The organism is Pseudomonas sp. GM18 (genome assembly GCF_000282195.1).
GTDB lineage: Bacteria > Pseudomonadota > Gammaproteobacteria > Pseudomonadales > Pseudomonadaceae > Aquipseudomonas.
In genome coordinates this window covers 95,738-114,604 of record NZ_AKJT01000023.1, presented here as the reverse complement: position 1 = coordinate 114,604, position 18,867 = coordinate 95,738, and the positions used below count along the sequence as shown (strand labels likewise).

Here is an 18,867-nt window from a genome sequence, read left to right as displayed (position 1 = left end):
CAGAATCACGGTGTACCCATTTACGACTGCTTCGCAGTCGAACGCAGCCTTCGGCAGCTGCTACAAGGGTCGGTCTTACGACATCCGCACGCCTGGAGTCAGTGCGCTCGGCAAGGTCAGGCTCGGAGTTTCCAGCGAGGCCACCGGGTACGCGCAGTAATCCGCCGCGTAGTAGGCGCTGGCGCGGTGGTTGCCCGAGGCGCCGACGCCGCCGAATGGCGCGCTGCTTGCCGCACCGGTCAGCTGCTTGTTCCAGTTGACGATACCAGCACGGCTTTCCAGCCAGAACTGCTGATAACGCGCTTCGGAATCAGACAGCAGGCCGGCCGCCAGGCCATAAGCGGTGTCGTTGGCTTCAGCGATTGCCGCTTCAAAATCAGCGTAGCGGATCACTTGCAGCAGCGGACCGAACAGCTCTTCGTCAGGACGATCGGCAACCGCAGTCACATCCAGAATCCCCGGGGTCAGCAAGGCAGCCTGAGCCTGAGGCTGAGTCATTTCCAGCAGCGCCACAGCGCCGTTGGCCAGCAGATGCTCTTGCGCGTCCATCAGGGCTTTCGCAGCGCCGAGGGAAATCACCGAGCCCATGAACGGCGCTGGTTGCTGATCGAACGCACCGACTTCAATAGTCGAGCTGACCGCCACCAGACGCGCCAGCAGCGTATCGCCCCAGGCGCCTTGCGGCACCAGCAAGCGACGGGCGCAGGTGCAACGCTGGCCGGCAGAGATGAACGCCGACTGAATGATGGTGTAAACGGCCGCATCGAGGTCCACAACCTGATCCACCACCAGCGGGTTGTTACCGCCCATTTCCAGCGCGAGGATTTTGTCCGGACGACCGGAAAACTGCTTGTGCAGATGATTGCCGGTACGGCTGGAACCGGTGAAGAACAGACCGTCGATGCCCGGGTTCGCCGCCAGGGCGATACCGGTTTCGCGGGCACCTTGCAGCAGGTTCAGCACGCCGGCCGGCAGACCGGCTTCGATCCAGCACTTGACCGTCAGTTCGGCGACTTTCGGCGTCAGTTCGCTGGGTTTGAACAGCACACTGTTACCGGCCAGCAGCGCCGGCACGATGTGACCGTTCGGCAAGTGACCGGGGAAGTTGTAAGGACCGAACACCGCCACCACGCCGTGCGGCTTGTGACGCAATACGGCGGTGGCGTCGCCCAGCGGGCCGCTCTTCTCGCCGGTCCGTTCGCGGTAGCTCTGCACCGAGATGGCAATCTTGTTGACCATGCTGGTGACTTCAGTCGCCGCTTCCCACAGGGGTTTGCCGGTTTCTTCACCGATGGTGCGAGCCAGTTCGTCGGCGTGATTCTTCAGCGCGGCGGCAAAGGCTTCCAGCACGCTGATGCGCTCTTCCAGGGTACGACGGGCCCAGCCCGGGAACGCCTGACGCGCGGCTTGCACGGCCGACTCGACCTGAGCGGCAGTGGCGCCTTCGCCGGCCCACAGCACTTGCTGGGTCACCGGGTTCACCGATTGAAAGCTTTCACCCTGGCCGGCCAGCCATTCACCGGCGATGTATAGCGAATTCATTATTTCGACTCCCGAGCTGCAGACAACGGAACGGCGCGTACTTGATCGCCAGCGTTGAGTTGAAGACGTTTGGCGGTCAGCGGATCAACCACCAACGTGCCAGCGGCGAAGCGTGCTGGCGCGGCAGTGATCCGGCAGTCTTCGCGCTTGCGGTTATGGATCAGGAACGGCGTGGCGTCATCACCCGGGGTGCCGATGGCCAGCACCAGTGCCTGGCTGTCGCGCACCGCGCGGATCTTGGCGGTTTCGCACTCCACCGCAGGGCCTGCGTCGAAGATGTCGACGTAGCCTTGGTAACTGAAACCTTCACTCTTGAGCATCGCCAGGGCCGGCTCGGTGTCCGGATGAACCTGGCCGATCACGTTGCGCGCGTCTGGCGACAGGAAGCAGGTGTACAGCGGGAATTTCGGCATCAGTTCGGCGATGAACGCCTTGTTGCCTACGCCAGTGAGGTAATCGGCCTGGCTGAATTCCATCTTGAAGAAATGCCGGCCCAGGCTTTCCCAGAACGGCGAACGCCCGGCTTCGTCGGACATGCCGCGCATTTCAGCGATGATCTTGTTGCCGAACAGTTGCGGGAACTCGGCGATGAACAGCAGCCGCGCCTTGGCCAGCATGCGACCGTTGAGGCCACTGCGGTAATCGGCGTGCAGGAACAGCGAGCACAGTTCAGAGTTGCCGGTCAGGTCGTTGGCCAGGAACAGCGTCGGAATTTCACGGTAGATATTCAGCTCTTGCGAGGCGCTGACCGTCAGGCCCACCCGGAAGTTGTACCAGGGCTCACGCAGGCCGACGGCGCCGGCAATCGCGGAAATACCCACCACGCGGCCATCGTCGTCTTCGAGTACGAACAGGTAGTCCGCATCGCCCCGCCCGGCGTCGCCGCGGAAGGTTTTTTCGGCCCAGCCAACCCGATGGGCCAGACGCTCTTCGTTGGCCGGCAAAGTGGTCAAGCCGGTGCCGGTGCTGCGGGCCAGGTCGATCAGAGCGGGTAAATCGCTGCTGCGTACGGGACGAACGATCATGCTATCTCCTCAAGCGGGCCGCTTGCGCCACCCGCGAAATTTCGCTGCTTTCCAGACATTTCTCTCCAGGAAGCAGGCGTCAAACCGCCACCAGGCGCACGCTGGCACCTTCACCGACGCCCAAGGCTTCGGCCGCTTCAAGATCCAGGGTCACCGGTTTGCCCGGCGCGTAATCAAGCTCGAGCAACACAGCGCGGTAATCCTGCAACTGGGCGTTGGCCACCAGATACTGACGACCGGCGCCTTTGACCGGCTCACCGATTTTCACCGGGACTACACGGCTCTGGGCGATCGAACGGATCCCCGAGACGCGGGCATGCAAGGTCGGGCCGCCATCGAAAATATCGATGTAGTGATCGGTCTCGAAGCCTTCGCGCATCAGGATGTCGAAGGTGATTTGCGCCCGCGGGTGCACCTGGCCCATTGCCTCTTGAGCGGAATCCGGCAGCAACGGCACGTAGATCGGGTAATGCGGCATCAGCTCGGCGAGGAACGTGCGGCTCTTCAAACCGCACAGACGCTCGGCTTCGGCATAGTTGAGGTCGAAGAAGTTGCGACCGATCGCATCCCAGAACGGCGAATCGCCATTTTCGTCGCTGTAACCGACGATCTCGGTCACCACGGAATCGGCAAAACGCTCCGGATGGCTGGCCACGAACAACAGACGGCCACGGGAGTTGAGCTCCGCCCAAGGCGTGCCCACCAACTCCCTCTGCACGTAGAAACTGGTCAGCAAACTGTTGCCGGTCAGGTCGTGGCACTGGGAGAGCACGTGGATCTTGTTGTGAATCTTCAGTTCGCGGGAGGCGTGCACGAACGTTTCGTTTCGAAAGCTGTAGAACGGCTCGGAATAACCGGCCGAGGCAACGATGGCCGAACAGCCGACCAGCTTGCCGGTGGCGGTATCTTCGAGCACGAAGAAATAGCTCTCTTCACCGTTGAAGCTCACTTCGGCGGCGAACGAGGCTTCGCTTGCGGCGATCTTGTCGCTCAGGCGTTCAACGTCATCCGGCAAGGAAGTGACACCAATCGGGCTGTCCGCAGCCAGACGCTGTACCTCGCCCAGATCAGCCATTTGCGCGGGGCGCATCACCAGCATGGTGTCACTCCTTTCTTAACATCAGGTTGGCGAATTGCGCCAACTCGGGGAAAAAAATGCCGGGCAGGCCCGGCACAGGAAATAATCTCAACGCCTATCTATTACGATAGGCGCTGAGGAGCACTGTATGAATCAGGCTTGCGTCAGCTTGGCCACGGCGCGTTCGAAACGGTCCAGACCGGCATCGATATCGGCGTCTTCAACCACCAGGCTTGGCGCAAAACGAATCACGTCCGGGCCGGCTTGCAGAATCATCAGGCCTTCACGCTCGGCGGCGTTGAAGATGTCCTTGGCCTTGCCTTTCCAGGCATCGCTCAGTACGCAACCGAGCAACAGGCCCAGGCCACGGACCTGAGTGAAGAGGCCGTATTTCTCGCCGATCTGCTCAAGACGGGTCTTGAACTTGTCGTGCTTGGTTTTGACACCGTTCAGCACTTGCGGCGTGTTGATCACGTCGATCACCGCTTCAGCGACCGCGCATGCCAGCGGGTTACCGCCGTAAGTGGTGCCGTGGGTGCCGACGACCAGGTGTTTGGCCAGGTCTTCGGTGGTCAGCATCGCTGCGATCGGGAAACCGCCGCCCAGGCTCTTGGCGCTGGTCAGGATGTCCGGGGTCACGCCGTAATGCATGTAGGCGAACAGCTCGCCGCTGCGGCCCATGCCGGTCTGGACTTCATCGAAAACCAGCAGCGCGTTATGTGCGTCGCACAGCTCACGGGCGCCTTGCAGGTAAGACTGCTCGGCTGGCAGCACGCCGCCTTCGCCCTGGATCGGCTCCAGAACCACCGCGCAGGTCTTGTCGGAAACAGCGGCTTTCAGCGCGGCCAGATCGTTGTACGGCACGTGGGTGATGCCGGTGATCTTCGGACCAAAGCCGTCGGAGTACTTCGACTGGCCACCGACGTTCACGGTGAACAGGGTACGGCCGTGGAAGCTGTTGAGCGCGGCAACGATTTCGTACTTCTCGGTACCGAAACGGTCATGGGCCACGCGACGGGCCAGCTTGAAGGCGGCCTCGTTGGCTTCGGCGCCGGAGTTGCAGAAGAACACACGCTCGGCAAACGTGGCGTCGACCAGCTTATGGGCCAGGCGCAAGGCCGGCTCATTGGTGAACACGTTGGACACGTGCCACAGCTTGTTCGCCTGTTCAGTCAATGCAGCGACCAGCGCCGGGTGCGCGTGGCCCAATACGTTAACAGCAATCCCGCCGGCGAAGTCGATCAGCTCGCGACCAGACTGGTCCCAGACGCGGGAACCGGCGCCACGCACAGGAATGAAAGCGGCAGGCGCATAGTTGGGAACCATTACCTGGTCAAAATCGGCGCGTTCTACCGCAGCGTGCTCAACGGACATCGGAGTCTCCTGATGAGGAACACTCGCCTGAAACTGGCGAGCGATGAGGGGATTGTAAGGACAGTTTTCAGCCCGGCCTTGCCGCCAAGCGACAACTTCTTATAGCGCAAACACCGGTTTTGCCCGGGTTTACGGCAATGCGACAAATACCGTCGCAAAGGCGCAGTTTAAACTGTCGACACAGGTTATAGGCAGGGTTGTCGGACAGTGCGGTAATTATGTACCGCACCAAACACATCAGGGTCTGTTTTGCTGGCGGCCAATCCAAACGCTAAGGGAATAGCGCATGAGCCGATACGAAAATGATCACCCTTCTTCTGTCACCGTCAGTGAATCCGCCACACAACCGGACGATCACTACCATCACCTATTCAACAATCTGCCGAGCTGGGTATTAGAAACCTCGCCCGGTACACGCAGCGCCCTCAAACAAGCCTCGCTTGCGGTGCCGGACTGGCATGGCACCGCGACGCCCTTGCAACACCAGTCGCTAAAGAAGTTCAGCCAGGAACACTGGACCCATCGAAATCGCCTGGACTCAACATTGTCGAAGCTGCAAAGCGCACGAGCCTTTGCCGAACCCCTGCTGAGCGCTGCCCTGAAAACCCGGTTTGATCTGGAACTGGACGTCAAAACCACCTTCCTGCGCCTGTACATCCCTCAAACCGTGCCCTGGCTCGGGATCAGGACGGGCGCCGCACGCACTTGGACTGTGTCGCTGCTCGACGCCGCCCTGCATAACTTTCAGGAGTCCGAAACGGCGGCGGATGCTTACGAGTCCGCCTCGACGTTCATTACCGAACCGTCGCCCACAGGGCAGTTCGATACGCTGCCGGCGGTCAAGCGGAAACTGACCGTCGCGGCTTTTGCGCGGCTGTGCCGGGAACTGGATATCGGTGCCCGATACAACACGTACCTCAAGGACAATCTGGGCCTGACCAACCCGGTGGCCGGCGCGGTGTTGAAATCGAAGGTGATCGGCTCGCACAAAGCCGCACTCAAATCTGCGCTGCAAATGGCTCACATCCGCAAGGATATTCCAGAGGATGCCCGTCTCTCGATCCTGCGCATTCTGGAAGGACGTTCAGGTGCGCGACTGGATGGCCAGGCGCTGTACGGTCATGACCTGACGATAATGTCGTCCTCTCTGACCGGGATTGTCATTTTCGCAGCGAGCCTGGAGCGCGCGCGCAAGGGCACACGGATCATTGCCTACATTCCCGATGATCCGGAGCATCCGCTCAAGGAATACCCCAACACCCTGGCGTTCATGACCGAGCTGACCCGCAAGCTGCGCACTCCCGCCTACCAAACGTTCTTCAGTCGCTTCGTTGACCACAAGGAAAGGGGCCATTTCTTCGCTGATCTCAACCGTCGTCTCCAGAGCGTGACCTGGCATCAGCACAAGCGTGGCGACCCACTGCCGAGCTGGCGCGAAACGCCCATCGACAGGCCCAATCTCCGGTTTTCGATCACCCCGTTCAGCACGGACCTGTGGAACCATCTCTACCAGCGACAGCTGAACAAAGTCCTCAACGATGCAAGCACACTTGCCGTCTCCACCGCCTCTGCCGACCGAAACGCACGATGGGCATTGTGGGACGCCTTCAGCAATGTGGCCTCGACACTCCTTGAGATCGCGACGTTCGTTGCCCTGCCTTTCGTCCCGTTTCTCGGCGAGTTGATGCTGGCTTATATGGCCTACCAGTTACTCGACGAGACCTTCGAAGGCATCGTGGACCTGGCCGAAGGGCTGAAAATAGAAGCATTCGGGCACTTGATGACGCTCGTCGAAACTGTGGTTGAGGTGGGTACATTCGCAGTGGGCGGCGCTATCGCTTCTGGTGCTTTCAGCGGTCTGCTCGCGCGCGAAGCGGTCGCGCTGGTCGACCCACTCAAACCCGTTGCAACGCCAGAAGGAAAAACCCGTTACTGGAAACCGGATCTCACGCCTTACGAACAAACACAGCGACTGCCCGAAGGAGCAAAACCCGATCAGCATGGCCTCTATCACCAAGGGGGCAAGACGCTGCTGCCCCTGGAAGGAAAACTGTATGCCCTGAAACCCGATGGCACATCGGGCGCGTTTCAGATCGAACATCCGAGCCGGGCCGACGCTTATCAGCCGTCTCTGCTGCATAACAACCACGGTGCCTGGCATACAGAACTGGAGCAACCGCTGAACTGGGATCGGGAAAAGGTCATGCGTCGTCTCGGCCAGGGTGTCGAGTCGTTCAGCAGCACCGAACGCGAACAGATCCTGCGGGTCAGCGGTTACCACGACAATGCCGTGCGCGAAATGCATGTCGAACATTATCGCCCGCCTTCGCTGCTGACCGACACGATCAAGCGCTTCAGGATCAATCGGGACATTGAAACCTTTATCGAGCAGATCGGCAGCGATCAACCCGAGCGCTATCGAAAGGCCGATGTGGCCCTGCAATATCAACTGCTGAGCAGCTACGACGCCTGGCCTGTCGACACGCCAATGCCGACACCGGATACCCAAACGCCAGCCTTCAGACAACAGACCGCCGAACTCGCCCGGAACTACCGTAAATCACTGTTCGATCTGCGCTATCGAGCACAAGAAAAAACCGATGATCCGCTGGTTCAGCGACTGCTCGACGACGTGCACGGATTACCCACCGATATCGCCCAGGAACTGGTGAGCAATGCATCCGGCACCGAACTCAAACAGCTGCACAACGGCCACACGCCCCAGCGACTCAAGGACGCGGCGCTAAAAGCCATGGAGGCCGTGCGCGCAACCCGAGCCAGTGAAGGTCTTTATTCCGAAGCGCTGGACACAGCCGACACCCACCGACTGGCTTTGCAAAGCCTGAACTCTCTGCCCGATTTGCCAGCCGAGCTACGTATCGAAGTGAGGGATTACTCGGCCACGGGAACCTTGCGCGACAGCATTGGCCAGCCCGATGCGCCGATGCTTAAAACACTGGTTCGAGCTGAAGTCGGGACTTATCAGGTTCACCCAGACAATGAATCGGTACCTGGTGATTTTTATCACGCCCTGTTCCAGGCGCTGCCGGATGCACAGCGCAACAAGTTGAGCCCTTCGATCGCAGATGCCCGGGCACTCAAGCAGCACATCGCCGAACACGCGCTGGAACAACCGGCATTACGCACGCTGTTCGCCAAAAATCCCCATCGAAAACCGTTCTATGACCCGACCACCATGCGCCTGCCCGGTGGCACACAGGGCTACAGTCGGGTTAACCGCGAGACACCTACGCTCAACGACCGGGTTCGCGAGGTTTACCCCAACCTGCCTCAGGAGGACATGCAGTCCTTTGTCCAGGCATTGCAACGTCATCCCGATGGCGCTCGCGTAGAACTTTCACGCTTGAGCAGGGAATTGGCGCGACTGCATAAGGATCTGCGCACCTGGGTCAATGACGCCCCCACTGCTCATCCTGAAACCGGGCACCCGCTCAGTGAGCTGGAGCAACAAGCGCAGAGAAACAATCGCCGGTTGCTGGCCCAGGAAATCCAGCGCGGCTGGCGGCGACAGACCGAACGGGATTTCGACACACCGGATGGGGTCAATCGTTATGTGCTCAGGTTCGCAGAACCGATCGTCGGTGACTTGCCATCATTGAATGCCGATTTCAGTCATGTGTCGCTGCTGTCCCTGGAAGGCAATCGGACCGCGCAGGGTATACCCGGTTTTCTACAGGGCTTCGGCGGCCTGCGCCGTCTGGAACTGCGCCGTTTCTCCCTGACCACCCTCCCCGACGCCATCACCCGAATGACAGACCTTCGCGCCCTGGTTCTAAGCGATTGCGGCCTCAGGGTTGACGCGGCCACGTGGTCGAAACTGACGTCATTGAACAAGCTGGCCACGCTGGACCTGTACAAAAGTCCATTTGAAACCGCGCCCCGCATTGACACGATGAGCGAACTGACGCACCTGGATCTGAGCGACACCCACCTGACAGAGATTCCGGCCAGCATTCTGCAACACCCGAAGCTCGACGCCCTCCTGCTGATGAACAACCGTATCAGCGAGTTGCCTGCCGGGTTGTTCGAGAGCTCGCTGTACAACAAGCGCGGCGTCCACCTCACGCACAATCCGCTTTCGAACAGGGCACGAGAACTGATCAAGCAACACCACTTCGAGACCGCTTACGACATGGGCGTCTATGCCCCCGAGGCCGATATTGATCGCGTCAGGGCGTTGTATCCCGGTATGGAAGTCGAACAGGCGAGCGAGTTCGTCTACGAATTGCCGGGGACCCTGGAGGTTGGCCGCACCTATCTGACACGCCTTGAGCAAGAGCTCACCCAACTGAAAAATGATCTGTCTGCCTGGACCGCCGACGTTCCGGACCGCCACCCTGGGACCGGCGAACTTTTCAGCGCCGACCAACTGTTTACCGAGCAAGCCAACCGTGACGAACTCAAGCAGGCGCTTGAGAAGTGCTGGCAGCGTGAGACCGAACTGGACGATTTCAATGAATCGCTTGAGCCGACATTCGAGCTCACTGTAAGTCCGATCATCAATGGAGAACTGCCGACCCTGAATGCGGACTTCAGCCATGTTTCCGCACTGGAGGTACACAGTGCCGATGGCGTAACGCGCCTCGGGCGCTTCCTCGAGTCCTTTCCCAACCTCAAAAGCCTGAGGCTGCGCGGGTGTGATCTTGGCAACATTCCCGACGCAGTGTTCAAGATGGGGCGCCTGCGCTCACTGTCGCTTCCCGATTGCCGGGTCAGTCTGTCCTCAGAGACGGCAGCCGCATTGGCGGGAATGGAACAGCTGGATTACCTCGACCTGGGCTTCAACCCGCTGGGGCGCACGCCTGATCTTAGTCAGATGCCAGAGCTGGCGACCGTGCTGATCAACGACACAGGCATCACTGAAATACCCGACGGACTGCTTCATCTGACTGATCTGGACTGGGTAGACCTGAGCATGAATGCTATTACCGAGATGCCCAGCGATCTGCTGGAACTGCCGGTGGAGGTTGCCGAAAACATCACCTTGAGAGGTAATCCGCTTTCGGAGGAGAGCCTGTTGCGACTGATCCGCTACTTCGAACTGACCGGTGCGGACTTTGGCGTAGAAGAAGTGATCAACCGAGGTGAAATGCAGGTTTCCACCTCTGAGGGTTCCGAGATCGACGAGTAGATCATCCGCGCTCGGACGGTACCGACGACAACTCGAACGGGCTGCTGCTGCGCCGCTGGTTGCGATCTTCCCGCGGCGTGGCGCCGAAGAAATTGCGGTAGGCGCTGGAGAAATGCGGCCCCGAAGAGAAGCCACACGACAGGCCGATCTGGATGATCGACTTGCTGGTTTGCATCAACATCTGCCGGGCCTTGTTCAGGCGCAGTTCCAGGTAATACTGGCTCGGCACGCGGTTGAGGTATTGCTTGAAGATCCGCTCCAGTTGCCGACGCGATACGCACACATGCTGGGCGATTTCGTCGGTGGTCAGCGGCTCTTCGATGTTGGCTTCCATCAGCAACACCGCCTGGGTGAGCTTCGGATGACTGGAACCCAAGCGGTTCTGCAACGGAATACGCTGGCGCTCGCCACCCTCACGGATGCGTTCGACCACCAGTTCCTCCGATACCGCTCCGGCCAGTTCGGCGCCGTGATCACGGGCCAGCACGGCCAGCAACAGGTCGAGCACCGACATGCCGCCGCACGCGGTCAAGCGATCGCGATCCCAGTCGAACAGGTGACTGGTGGCAATCACCTTCGGGAAACGCTCGGCGAAATCGTCCTGCCAGCGCCAATGCACGGCAGCGCGATAACCGTCGAGCAAACCCAGTTGCGCCAACGGGTAAACACCAGCGGACAAACCGCCAATCACACAACCGGCTCGCACCAGTTGTTTCAGCGCACTGCTGAGCGGTGGCGCGAGAGAAGTCGGCGGTTCATCGGCGAGCAGGAACAGTTTCTGAAAGTTTTCGAGCTTGCCGGCCCATGGCTCGCCCGGCAATTGCCAGGCGCCGTCGGTCGGAGGTTCGGCCTGCAAAAACGACAATTCGTAAACAACGTCCGGGTGCACACGCTGGGCAACACGCAAGGCCTCCTCAGCCAGCGCAAGCGTCAGAGCTTTAGTGCTGGGCCAAATCAGGAAACCAATTCGATGGGCAGTCATGGGCAGGCGATCCGAAGCGAAGAACAGTGATGAAGGCATGGGCCAATGCTAGCCCGTAAATGAACACAAATCGCAAAACCAGCAAAGATCAAATGTGAGAGCTGGCTTTCCGCCCCTGTAGGAGCTGTCGAGTGAAACGAGGCTGCGATCTTTTGACTTTTGATTTTCAAGATCAAAAGATCGCAGCCTCGTTTCACTCGACAGCTCCTACAGGGGATCGGGGCCAGCCTTCAGGCTGCGAAGCATGCACTATCCCGGTGCGCAACGGCAGTTCTGATTATTTCAAGCTGCCCGACAGGAATTGTTGCAAACGCTCAGACTGCGGATTCACCAGCACTTCACGCGGGTTACCGCTTTCTTCGACCAAACCTTTGTGCAGGAACACCAGCTGGTTTGACACTTCACGGGCAAAGCCCATTTCGTGCGTCACCACCACCATGGTCCGGCCTTCCTGTGCCAGGGCCTGCATGACTTTCAGCACGTCACCGACCAACTCCGGGTCGAGGGCCGAGGTCGGTTCGTCGAACAGCATCACCTCAGGTTCCATCGCCAGCGCACGGGCAATCGCCACACGCTGCTGCTCGCCACCGGACATGTGGCCAGGGTAAGCGTCTTTGCGATGAGCCACACCGACCTTGTTCAGGTAGTGCTCGGCCTTCTCACGGGCTTCGGCCTTGGACATGCCGAGTACATGCACCGGCGCTTCCATGATGTTTTCCAGCGCGGTCATGTGTGACCACAGATTGAAATGCTGGAACACCATCGACAGGCGCGAACGCATGCGTTGCAGCTGTTTCGGGTCGGCGGCTTTCAGCGCGCCGTCCTTGTTGGCAACCAGTTTCAGCTCTTCGTTATTGAGCAGAATCTTGCCCGCGTGCGGCTGCTCGAGCAGGTTGATGCAGCGCAGGAAAGTACTTTTGCCGGAGCCACTGGAGCCGATGATGCTGATCACATCGCCAGCCGCCGCTTTCAGGGACACGCCCTTGAGCACTTCGTGACTGCCATAGCGTTTATGCAGGTCTTGGACTTCAAGTTTGTACATGCGGTCGGTTCTCACAAAAACAGTCAGTCAGTCGTTGAGCAAGCGCCCGTGACGCAGCGCTTCGCGCCCCGCCACCTTGGCCAGCCAGAAACCGGGTTGGGCGTAACGCAGCCGTTCAATGGCAAACAGCACCCCGGACGTACCAGCACACACCGTGCTGACCCGATCCGCCAGCGGATCGATCACTTCAAAAATCTCGTCGCCTGCTTCAACCCATTCACCGGGTTTGCGCAGAAAACTCAGCACGCCAGGATGTGGCGCGAACAGCAATTCGGTGCCTTCGAACGGCATGCCTTCGCACGCGTCTTGCGCAGGCTTCGGCCATTCACCACTGATCAGGCCTTGCTCGGCGAGGAACGCCAGAATGCCTTCGGCGTGAGCCTCTGCTTCAGCGCGACCGGTATCGGCCTGACCACCCAGTTCAATGGTAGTCGCCAGGCAGGCCAGCGGAATCTGCGCATCCGGAAACAGACGCGACAAACGCAGCCACGGCAGCGAGCACGCTTCGTCAAAGGAACTGCCGCCGGAATCTTCCGCCAGCAGACCGACCTTGACGTTCAAGTGCGCAGCCAGTGAACGCCAATGCGGCCAGTGTTGCGGCAAGGCGTACATGTGCAGCGCCGCTTCGCAATCGCAATGCAGATCCAGCACCACATCGGCGGTGCAGGCATGGCTGAGCAAGATGCGCTGCATGCCTTGCAACTGGCTGCTCGCCTCTGGCAAAGCCGCCAGGTGATCGCTCATCGCCTGACGGATGAGTCGAATATTGGCATGCGGATCATCACCCAGACGCCCATCGAGTTCGGCGGCCACGGGCGCGCTGAGTTCGACAAAATCCCGGTTGAAGTTCTTGCCGCTGCCGGCTTCGAAACGCCCTTGATGGTTACCCTGAAGCAATTGACCCAGGCCCAGCGGATTGGCCACCGGCACCAGTTCGATCACACCGTTGAGCAAGCCCTGGGCTTCGAGTTCGGTCAGGCGCTTTTTCAGCTCCCAGGCCGTGCGCATCCCCGGCAATTCATCGGCGTGCAGGCTGGCCTGGATGTAGGCCTTGCGCTCGCCAGTACCGAAGCGGAACACCGAGATCCGGCGTTCACTGCCCAGGTGGCTCCACGGCAAAGCATGATCGATGCGTTCCATATCAGTGCTTCCGCGGGGCCAGATAGCCCAGCCAGCGGTGTTCGGCCATTTTGAACAGGCGCACCAGAATGAACGTCAGGCACAGGTAGAACGCGCCGGCGGTGATATAGGCTTCGAACGGCAAGTAGAACTGAGCGTTGACCGTGCGCGCGGCACCGGTGATGTCGATCAGGGTCACGATCGACGCCAGACTGGTGGTCTGCAGCATCATGATCACTTCGTTGCTGTACTGCGGCAGCGCCCGGCGCAGGGCCGATGGCAGCAGGATCCGCTTGTACATTTTGATCCGCGACATGCCCATGGCCTTGGCCGCTTCGATCTCACCGTTCGGCGTGGCGCGCAGGCTGCCGGCGATGATTTCGGCGGTGTAGGCGCTGGTGTTGATCGCGAAGGCCAGGCATGCACAGAACGAGGCACTGGACAGCCACGGCCAGAGGAAGCTTTCACGTACTGTTTCGAATTGCGCCAGACCGTAGTAGATCAAAAACAGCTGCACCAGCATCGGCGTGCCACGGATCACGTAGGTGAACAGCCAGGCACTCATGTTGACGATCGGCTGCTTGGAGACGCGCATCAGCCCCAGCGGCAGTGCCGCCAGCAAACCGAAGAACAGCGACAGTGCGAGCAGTTTGAGGGTGGTCACCAGGCCGCCGAAGTACAGCGGCAAGGCCTCCCAAATGACGTTGTAGTCGAAGATCATAGCTCAGCCGCCCTTACGCCTACCGAGTAGCGCTTCTCAAGATGACGCAATGCCAGCAACGAGACGCTGGTGATCACCAGGTACATCGCCGCCACCGCGAGGAAGAAGGTGAAAGGCTCGCGGGTAGCGTCTGCCGCCTGCTTGGCCTTGAACATCATGTCTTGCAGACCCACCACCGAAATCAGCGCGGTAGCCTTGGTCAGTACCAGCCAGTTGTTGGTGAAGCCCGGAATCGCCAGACGAATCATCTGCGGCACTAACACCCGGAAGAACACCTGGAAACTGCTCATGCCGTACGCCATGCCGGCTTCTGCCTGACCCTTGGGGATCGCCATAAACGCGCCACGGAAGGTTTCCGACAGGTACGCACCGAAGATGAAACCCAGAGTGCCGATACCGGCGGCCAACGGGTTCAGGTCGATGTAGTCGTCATAGCCGAGCATCGGCGCAACACGGTTGAGCAGGTCCTGGCCGCCGTAGAAAATCAGCAGGATCAGCACCAGATCGGGAATACCGCGGATCACCGTGGAATACAGATCGCCCAGCCAGGCCAGCCAGCGCACCGGCGACAGACGCAGCGCAACGCCGATCAGCCCCAGAACGATGGCCAGGGCCATGGACGACAAGGCGAGCTGAAGCGTCAGCCATGCGCCATCGAGGATGACAGCCCCGTAGCCTTTCAACATGATTCAGGTCCTCGAAAGTTGGGATGAAAAAATGGCGCAAACCTCAGAGATCCTGTTGCTTGCGCCATTTCGGACTTGTTGCGGGGACGATTACTTGCCGTAGATATCGAAGGCGAAGTACTTGTCCTGGATTTGCTTGTATTTGCCGTTCTCGCGAATGGCCGCGATCGCGGTGTTGATCTTGTCTTTCAGCGCGTCGCCCTTGCGAACCGCGATCCCTACGCCGTCGCCGAAGTATTTGACGTCGGTGAAGGCCGGGCCAACGAAGGCAAAGCCTTTGCCGGCGTCGGTTTTCAGGAAGCCGTCATCCAGCAAGGTCGCGTCTGCCACGGTGCCGTCGAGGCGGCCGGCGGCCACGTCGAGGTAGATTTCGTTCTGCGAACCGTAAGGCTTGACCTCGGCACCCAGCGGGGCCAGGACTTCGCGGGCGAAACGCTCGTGGATCGAACCACGTTGCACGCCGATGTTCTTGCCCTTCAGCTCAGCCAGGCTTTCGCTGACTTGAGTGCCAGCCTTCATGACCAGGCGAGCCGGGGTGTTGTAGTACTTGTTGGTGAAGTCCACGGACTTCTTGCGATCTTCAGTGATCGACATGGACGACAGGATCGCGTCGATCTTGCGCACTTTGAGTGCCGGGATCAGGCCGTCGAACTCTTGCTCGACCCACTGGCACTTGACCTTCATCTCTTCGCACAGGGCGTTACCGATGTCGTAGTCGAAACCCACGATGCTGCCGTCCGGTGCTTTGGAGGCGAACGGAGGGTAAGCCGCTTCGATACCGATTTTCAGAGGTTTTTCATCGGCGAATGTCGGCAGGGACAGCACGGACAGTGCCAGGGCGCCAAGCAGCACGAGTTTCTTCATCTTGGGACTCCATCGGTAAAGGGCAAAAACGGCAGAGTGAGCGACAGCCCAATATGCGAATGGTTAAACCAAAAAGCGGCGCTGCGTCCTGGGAACCGTGCGTTGATTTCAACGCAGGCAACGACGAGCGAGTGATTGGCATTCTAACGACAGGCCCGAAGCCGATATTTCTTCAATGCGACAACAAATTACAGAAGCACCGAGAATACCGTTTAGGCACGTTGACAGCCTTGCAATTTCATGCAAGAGCAAAAGACAGTGAACCGATCTATGCTGCAAATTGCGGGCCTATTATTGGCAAACCCTTCTAATCCGGCAAGCACAGCGTGGTGTCTAATTTTTTATGCTGGGTTAAGAGGCCCTGAAACGGGGCTTTGCGTTTCCCAATGCCTCGTTGCCGGGCGAGCGGTTACACATTCAGTTACTTGAAGGGTGATGGGTAACAGTGGGAAATGGCCTACTGGGGAAGCCGATAATTATTGGGCGTCTGACAGATCGCCTTCGCGGGCAAGCCTCGCTCCTACAGGATTGAATCGATTAAAAAATTGGCGAACAACACAATCCCGTAGGGGCGAGGCTTGCCCGCGAAGAGGCCCGCACCGCCAACATCCCCCTCAACCTGATCACCACAAAAAAAGCCCCACCAGACTCAACACCTGGCAGGGCTTCGATGACTCAGAATGCTACTTACGCAACATTCATCGTCTTGTGCGTATCAATCAAATGCTGCACCACACCCGGATCGGCCAGGGTGGAGATATCGCCCAACCCGTCGTATTCCGCCGTGGCGATCTTGCGCAGAATCCGGCGCATGATCTTGCCTGAACGGGTTTTCGGCAGGCCCGGCGCCCACTGAATGACATCCGGCGAGGCAATCGGGCCGATCTCTTTACGCACCCAGTTTTTCAGCTCCAGGCGCAGTTGCTCGCTCGTCTCTTCGCCGGCATTCAACGTGACGTAGACATAGATGCCCTGCCCCTTGATGTCATGCGGCACACCGACCACCGCCGCTTCGGCGACTTTCGGGTGAGCGACCATCGCGCTTTCGATCTCGGCGGTGCCCATGCGGTGCCCGGAAACGTTGAGCACGTCATCCACGCGACCGGTAATCCAGTAGTAACCGTCCTCGTCACGACGCGCACCGTCACCGGTGAAGTACATGCCACGGAAGGTCTTGAAGTAGGTGTCGACGAAGCGATCATGGTCGCCATACAGCGTACGCGCCTGGCCTGGCCACGAGTCGAGAATCACCAGGTTGCCCTCGGCAACGCCTTCGATGATGTTTCCCAGGTTGTCCACCAGCGCCGGCACCACGCCGAAGAACGGCCGTGCTGCAGAGCCAGGTTTCAGGCCGTGAGCGCCCGGCAGTGGGCTCATCATGTTGCCGCCTGTTTCGGTCTGCCACCAGGTATCCACGATCGGGCAACGGGATTGGCCGACATTCTTGTAGTACCAATCCCAGGCTTCCGGGTTGATCGGCTCACCGACCGACCCCAACAGACGCAGGCTGCTGCCATCGGCGCCTTCAACAGCGGCGGTGCCCGACGCCATCATCGCGCGGATCGCGGTCGGCGCGGTGTAGAGGATATTGACCTTGTGCTTGTCGACGATCTTCGACACCCGGGTGATGTCCGGATAGTTCGGCACGCCTTCGAACAGCAGCGTGGTCGCACCGTTGGCCAGCGGGCCGTAGACGATATAAGAATGGCCGGTGACCCAGCCGACGTCGGCGGTGCACCAGTAGATTTCGCCCGGGCGGTAGTCGAACACGCGCTCATGGGTCATTGCCGCGTACAACAAATAACCACCAGTGGTGTGTTGCACACCCTTCGGCTTGCCGGTGGAGCCGGAGGTATAAAGGATGAACAGCGCTTCTTCGGCGCCCATTTCTTTTGGCGCGCAGACGGTGCCCGCCACTTTCATCAGGTCTTCGTACCAGATGTCGCGATGCTGGTTCCACTTGATGTCGCCACCGGTGCGCTTGCACACGATGACTTTCTGAATGCTGCTGGTTTCCGGGTTGGTCAGGGCGTCGTCGACGTTGGCCTTGAGCGAGATCTTCTTACCGGCACGAATGCCTTCGTCGGCGGTGATCACCACTTTGGATTTGCAGTCGATGATGCGACCGGCCAGAGCTTCCGGCGAGAAACCACCGAACACCACCGAGTGAATCGCGCCGATCCGGGCGCAGGCCAGCATGGCGACCACGGCTTCGGGGATCATCGGCATATAGATTGTCACCACGTCGCCGCGGTGCACATCCTGGCCGCGCAAGGCGTTGGCGAACTTGCAGACTTGTTCGTGCAGTTCGCGGTAGGTGATGTTGCGGCTTTCGGCAGGGTCATCCCCTTCCCAAATGATCGCGACTTGATCGCCGCGCTCGGCCAGATGACGGTCGAGGCAGTTGTAGGAAACGTTCAGCGTGCCGTCGGCGAACCATTTGATGTCGACATGGTGATCGTCGAAGGACGTCTGCTTCACCGTGGTGAAAGGCTTGATCCAGTCGAGGCGCTTGGCTTGTTCGCGCCAGAAGCCGTCCGGGTTGACGACCGACTGCTGGTACATGGCCTTGTAAGTGGCCTCGTCAGTCAGCGTATTGGCTGCTACCTCGGGACGAACGGGATACAAAGAAGCCGCACTCATCTTTCTTACCTCGGTGGAATAGTTGTTTTTGTATGGCCCAGTTGTAGCCGGGGCGGGCCTATAGAACCATTCGACGATGGTAGTAACAAGCCCCTACAAAATGTGGCTATACCGCGACGAGGCGCTCAAGCCCACTGTTTTAGGGGGCTCGACGATTATTACCAAATCTGCCAAAGGTGTTTATCAAAAGCACGGCTATATGCCCGCCACCCCCAAGCCTAAAATCGGTCTCGCCAACAAGGCAACGTGATTAACCCAGTTGCAGCCCCCACGAAGGCAGTTAATCCAAGACTCTTTATCAAAGCTCCACACGCAATCCCAAAAAGATTGCGTGACCCCATTCGACCTCAGAAAGGTAACTTTTAAATGAAAGCTTTATTGGTTCTGGCCCTCAGCAGTCTGTGCGCGACCGCCATGGCAGACGAGGTCCCGACTGATGTCGCACAGCAACAACCCGTCGTCGAGGAATACACCTACTCCACCCACCTGGACATCGCCAAAGTTGTATCAATGAGCGAAATCCCGAATGTGTGCGAAGTGGTCCCGGCCAAAATGGTGTACGACGACTCCAAAGGTCAGCGGCACATTCTGCGTTACAGCGTCATGGGTAACGGCTGCTCCAACGGCTGATCCGCCCCA

Annotated in this window: 13 protein-coding genes; 2 read left to right on the top strand and 11 right to left on the bottom strand. The window is 59.4% G+C overall.

Features of this window, described 5'->3' with window-relative positions; translation table 11 throughout:
• Positions 1-75 precede the first annotated feature (75 nt).
• The 4 genes from astD to PMI21_RS23030 all read right to left on the bottom strand — a co-directional run bounded on the left by astD (position 76) and on the right by PMI21_RS23030 (position 5,019).
• The gene (gene astD, locus PMI21_RS23015) at positions 76-1,545 is read right to left on the bottom strand and encodes a succinylglutamate-semialdehyde dehydrogenase (protein ID WP_177318274.1); all 1,470 of its coding nucleotides are present in this window, start codon (positions 1,543-1,545) and stop codon (positions 76-78) included.
• A complete protein-coding gene (gene astA, locus PMI21_RS23020) occupies positions 1,542-2,567 on the bottom strand; it encodes an arginine N-succinyltransferase (protein ID WP_007934902.1) in 1,026 nt (341 codons plus the stop codon). The genes astD and astA overlap by 4 nt, the downstream gene beginning before the upstream one ends.
• Positions 2,568-2,646: 79 nt before the next feature.
• Complete coding sequence (aruF, locus tag PMI21_RS23025; RefSeq protein ID WP_007934901.1) at positions 2,647-3,666, bottom strand: arginine/ornithine succinyltransferase subunit alpha; 1,020 nt, start codon at positions 3,664-3,666, stop codon at positions 2,647-2,649.
• Positions 3,667-3,798: 132 nt separating this feature from the next.
• On the bottom strand, positions 3,799-5,019 hold the full coding sequence (locus PMI21_RS23030) for an aspartate aminotransferase family protein (protein WP_007934900.1): 1,221 nt from the start codon (positions 5,017-5,019) through the stop codon (positions 3,799-3,801).
• A 286-nt stretch (positions 5,020-5,305) separates the two neighbouring features.
• Here PMI21_RS23030 and PMI21_RS23035 point away from each other — a divergent pair, with 286 nt between their 5' ends.
• Complete coding sequence (locus tag PMI21_RS23035) at positions 5,306-10,171, top strand: dermonecrotic toxin domain-containing protein (protein ID WP_007934899.1); 4,866 nt, start codon at positions 5,306-5,308, stop codon at positions 10,169-10,171.
• A 1-nt stretch (position 10,172) separates the two neighbouring features.
• On the opposite strand, the gene PMI21_RS23040 is transcribed toward PMI21_RS23035, so the two are convergent.
• From PMI21_RS23040 to acs, 7 genes are all read right to left on the bottom strand, one after another.
• A complete protein-coding gene (locus PMI21_RS23040) occupies positions 10,173-11,153 on the bottom strand; it encodes a GlxA family transcriptional regulator (protein WP_007934898.1) in 981 nt (326 codons plus the stop codon).
• A gap of 277 nt (positions 11,154-11,430) precedes the next feature.
• The gene (locus PMI21_RS23045) at positions 11,431-12,195 is read right to left on the bottom strand and encodes an ABC transporter ATP-binding protein (RefSeq protein WP_007934897.1); all 765 of its coding nucleotides are present in this window, start codon (positions 12,193-12,195) and stop codon (positions 11,431-11,433) included.
• 27 nt (positions 12,196-12,222) lie between these two features.
• Entirely contained in the window at positions 12,223-13,335 is a 1,113-nt protein-coding gene (locus PMI21_RS23050; RefSeq protein WP_007934896.1) for a succinylglutamate desuccinylase/aspartoacylase family protein, read from the bottom strand.
• A 1-nt stretch (position 13,336) separates the two neighbouring features.
• Positions 13,337-14,035 carry an ABC transporter permease gene (locus tag PMI21_RS23055; protein WP_007934895.1) on the bottom strand — a complete coding sequence of 233 codons (699 nt, stop codon included), beginning with the start codon at positions 14,033-14,035 and terminating at the stop codon, positions 13,337-13,339.
• Positions 14,032-14,721, bottom strand: coding sequence for an ABC transporter permease (locus tag PMI21_RS23060; RefSeq protein ID WP_007934894.1), 690 nt, complete (start codon positions 14,719-14,721; stop codon positions 14,032-14,034). Before PMI21_RS23060 ends, PMI21_RS23055 begins: the two co-directional genes overlap by 4 nt.
• A gap of 90 nt (positions 14,722-14,811) precedes the next feature.
• Entirely contained in the window at positions 14,812-15,585 is a 774-nt protein-coding gene (locus PMI21_RS23065) for an ABC transporter substrate-binding protein (RefSeq protein ID WP_007934893.1), read from the bottom strand.
• Between the two features lie 687 nt (positions 15,586-16,272).
• Positions 16,273-18,228: an acetate--CoA ligase gene (acs, locus tag PMI21_RS23070; protein ID WP_007934892.1), complete on the bottom strand. Its 1,956-nt coding sequence runs from the start codon at positions 18,226-18,228 to the stop codon at positions 16,273-16,275.
• Positions 18,229-18,594: 366 nt separating this feature from the next.
• Between acs and PMI21_RS23075 the strand changes: the two genes are divergently transcribed.
• Complete coding sequence (locus PMI21_RS23075) at positions 18,595-18,858, top strand: DUF2790 domain-containing protein (protein WP_007934891.1); 264 nt, start codon at positions 18,595-18,597, stop codon at positions 18,856-18,858.
• Positions 18,859-18,867: the final 9 nt, after the last annotated feature.

Excerpts from the sequence above, each read along its gene's own strand:
- astA (WP_007934902.1), bottom strand. The coding sequence starts at position 2,567 with ATGATCGTTCGTCCCGTACGCAGCAGCGATTTACCCGCTCTGATCGAC.
- PMI21_RS23035 (WP_007934899.1), top strand. The coding sequence starts at position 5,306 with ATGAGCCGATACGAAAATGATCACCCTTCTTCTGTCACCGTCAGTGAA.
- PMI21_RS23040 (WP_007934898.1), bottom strand. The coding sequence starts at position 11,153 with ATGACTGCCCATCGAATTGGTTTCCTGATTTGGCCCAGCACTAAAGCT.
- PMI21_RS23030 (WP_007934900.1), bottom strand. The coding sequence starts at position 5,019 with ATGTCCGTTGAGCACGCTGCGGTAGAACGCGCCGATTTTGACCAGGTA.
- PMI21_RS23060 (WP_007934894.1), bottom strand. The coding sequence starts at position 14,721 with ATGTTGAAAGGCTACGGGGCTGTCATCCTCGATGGCGCATGGCTGACG.
- PMI21_RS23055 (WP_007934895.1), bottom strand. The coding sequence starts at position 14,035 with ATGATCTTCGACTACAACGTCATTTGGGAGGCCTTGCCGCTGTACTTC.
- PMI21_RS23075 (WP_007934891.1), top strand. The coding sequence starts at position 18,595 with ATGAAAGCTTTATTGGTTCTGGCCCTCAGCAGTCTGTGCGCGACCGCC.
- acs (WP_007934892.1), bottom strand. The coding sequence starts at position 18,228 with ATGAGTGCGGCTTCTTTGTATCCCGTTCGTCCCGAGGTAGCAGCCAAT.
- aruF (WP_007934901.1), bottom strand. The coding sequence starts at position 3,666 with ATGCTGGTGATGCGCCCCGCGCAAATGGCTGATCTGGGCGAGGTACAG.
- PMI21_RS23045 (WP_007934897.1), bottom strand. The coding sequence starts at position 12,195 with ATGTACAAACTTGAAGTCCAAGACCTGCATAAACGCTATGGCAGTCAC.
- PMI21_RS23065 (WP_007934893.1), bottom strand. The coding sequence starts at position 15,585 with ATGAAGAAACTCGTGCTGCTTGGCGCCCTGGCACTGTCCGTGCTGTCC.
- PMI21_RS23050 (WP_007934896.1), bottom strand. The coding sequence starts at position 13,335 with ATGGAACGCATCGATCATGCTTTGCCGTGGAGCCACCTGGGCAGTGAA.